General features: G+C 63.1%; 2 protein-coding genes. Both read right to left on the bottom strand.

What is annotated here, in order from left to right:
* Positions 1 to 957, bottom strand: a 957-nt coding sequence (locus DY926_RS15680) for a phosphoadenosine phosphosulfate reductase domain-containing protein (RefSeq protein WP_241503272.1), incomplete at its 3' end; no start/stop codon positions are given.
* Positions 954 to 1328 carry a hypothetical protein gene (locus tag DY926_RS17925; protein WP_241503271.1) on the bottom strand — a complete coding sequence of 125 codons (375 nt, stop codon included), beginning with the start codon at positions 1326 to 1328 and terminating at the stop codon, positions 954 to 956. The genes DY926_RS17925 and DY926_RS15680, both read right to left, overlap by 4 nt.
* Positions 1329 to 2120: the final 792 nt, after the last annotated feature.

Here is a 2120-nt window from a genome sequence, read left to right as displayed (position 1 = left end):
GCTCTCGCCGAAAGCCCCTGCGGGCAAGCACCAATGCCCGGTCAGCACCGGGCCTGCCCAGTCGGGCGACAGGGCCTGCCGGACCAGGCCGGGATGCTGCAGGGCAGCAGGGAACGGGCGCCCCCGATCGGCAAGGGCATTCAGGTTGATGTCGCGCCGTATCGTGCAGCCGAAGGCCTGTTCGCATGCGGCGAAGCGCGCAAAACGATCGGGCGCGATGAGGCGGAAGGTCGCGGCCTGGTCGGCTGACATGAAAATGCAGCCAAGGCAGGACAGTCGGCCAAAGCCGATCCGGTATGGCAGGGCCGGCACGATGCGGTGCCGCCCGAGGCTGTCCCACACCATCGCCTCGGTCCATCCGTGAACCGGACGCCAGTGATCGACATGGCGGGGCCGACGCCGGCTGGTGCGGGTATCCGTGCGATGTGGCTCGAAGATGGCGTAGCGCGCGCGACCGGGGCTTTCTTCCGCGCGTTCCCCGGTGATGAACAGCGTCCGGCGACCGAGGAACCGGTCCTGCCCGCGTAGCGCCATGGCGGCGACGTCGATCTTGGCAACACTGCTGCACCAGCGCACGGCGAGGTTCCCGCTGATCTGGGGAAAGCGCAGGCGTCGGCCCGGTTTCCCCTCCCCACTCCTGCGCATGGTCCCGTCCGGGGTCTCAAAACTGACCGGGGCAGTTGGCGTGCCGTCGCGCAGCATCTCCCGCAGGATGCCGCCGTCACGCCAGGACATGTAGCATGGCAGACGGAAGGCGCGGGCGATCTGGCGGACATAGCCCGGGGTGGAGGGCCAGTCCATGAACCCCTCCCCCCCCCCGTCCACGTCATGGTGCCACAGTTCGATGGTTTCGGGCCGCGCCCCCAGTTCCAGTGCCGCGATCAGCGACGCGATGCTGTCCTTGCCGCCGCTCAGGGCCACGATGATATGGTCATAGCCCCGTGGGTCCGGGATCACGCGGCAAACCGCGCCACCGGGGACCCCGTGCGGACTGCATTCGGAACAGTGCCGCCCACCGAGCTTGCCCAGAGCCGTAGCGGCTTGCTGTGCCGCCCGTCCCAGGTCAGCGCCTCGCATTCCTTCAGCAGCCCGTCATGACGGGCATCGCGATCACGTTGGGCACAGACATTCTCATTGCCACCAGCCCAGCGCCGACATGGCTGCCCAGGTTCGGCATCACAGCCGCGACAGGGAAGGGTGATGGCCGGATCACCCGCCATCCAGGTAACGCCGCAGCGGGTGCAGGTCAGGGGGGCTGTGACATTGGCCCAGCGCATCGGGGCAGGCGGGCGAGGGGAGGCTGTAGCGGGAATATGATGTGGGCGCATGATGCCTTTCTCCATTTCTGGTTTTGACATCATCCGCGCGACCGGGCCGCGACGGCCGGTGCAAGGGCGCCGCTTGCGGCGGGATCGGCGCGGTTACGCGGCGACCCACCCCTTGCGCCGGGTGGCGGGGGCTGGTGCGAGTTTTCCCATACCGTTTTTTCTTATTGGGGCATGCGCTTCGCCTTACGCGACGATGAATGACACAATGGGTAGCCGATATCGGGTATCTTGCAGATAACCGGAACCCAGGCGGTACCCGGTACCCAAGTGATACGTGACAACATAGGCAGCGATAAGGCCGCCTGCCAAAACAATATTTCAGAGGCAATTATCACGAGGGTTAAGCAGTTGGCTCGCAATCCGCAAGCCGATGTTAATTTAACGTAAGAGGTTGTTCTAGCGTTTCCTTTACCGGAAAAGGTCTCGGCTTTGCTGCACATAAAATACGTATCAACGATGATTAAATACCCGGTTTCATCCAGATACCCGCTTCCGTCCGGGTACCGGATACCGGATACCGGATACCGGATACCGGATACCGGATACCGGATATCCTAATGGCACCTTTCCAGCGAGAAATAGGTCCTAAAGGCGTTTCACATAGACACGTGGTGCAAGCGGTTATCCTTTTAACCGACGTGGACATGGAACAAATTATTCCCGGCCTCATCGCAACTGCCCCCATCGTCAGGAATGGTATGGCCATAGAGGCGGCTACGGTTGGTATCGGGTATCGGGTATCGGGTATCGGGTATCGGGTATCGGGTATCGGGTATCGGGTATCGGGTATCG

The organism is Komagataeibacter melaceti, from assembly GCF_003403295.1.
GTDB classification, from domain to species: Bacteria; Pseudomonadota; Alphaproteobacteria; order Acetobacterales; family Acetobacteraceae; genus Komagataeibacter; species Komagataeibacter melaceti.
Note: the sequence above shows the minus strand (reverse complement) of the source record. Positions and strands in the feature narration are given on the sequence as shown.

Excerpts from the sequence above, each read along its gene's own strand:
- DY926_RS17925 (WP_241503271.1), bottom strand. The coding sequence starts at position 1,328 with ATGCGCCCACATCATATTCCCGCTACAGCCTCCCCTCGCCCGCCTGCC.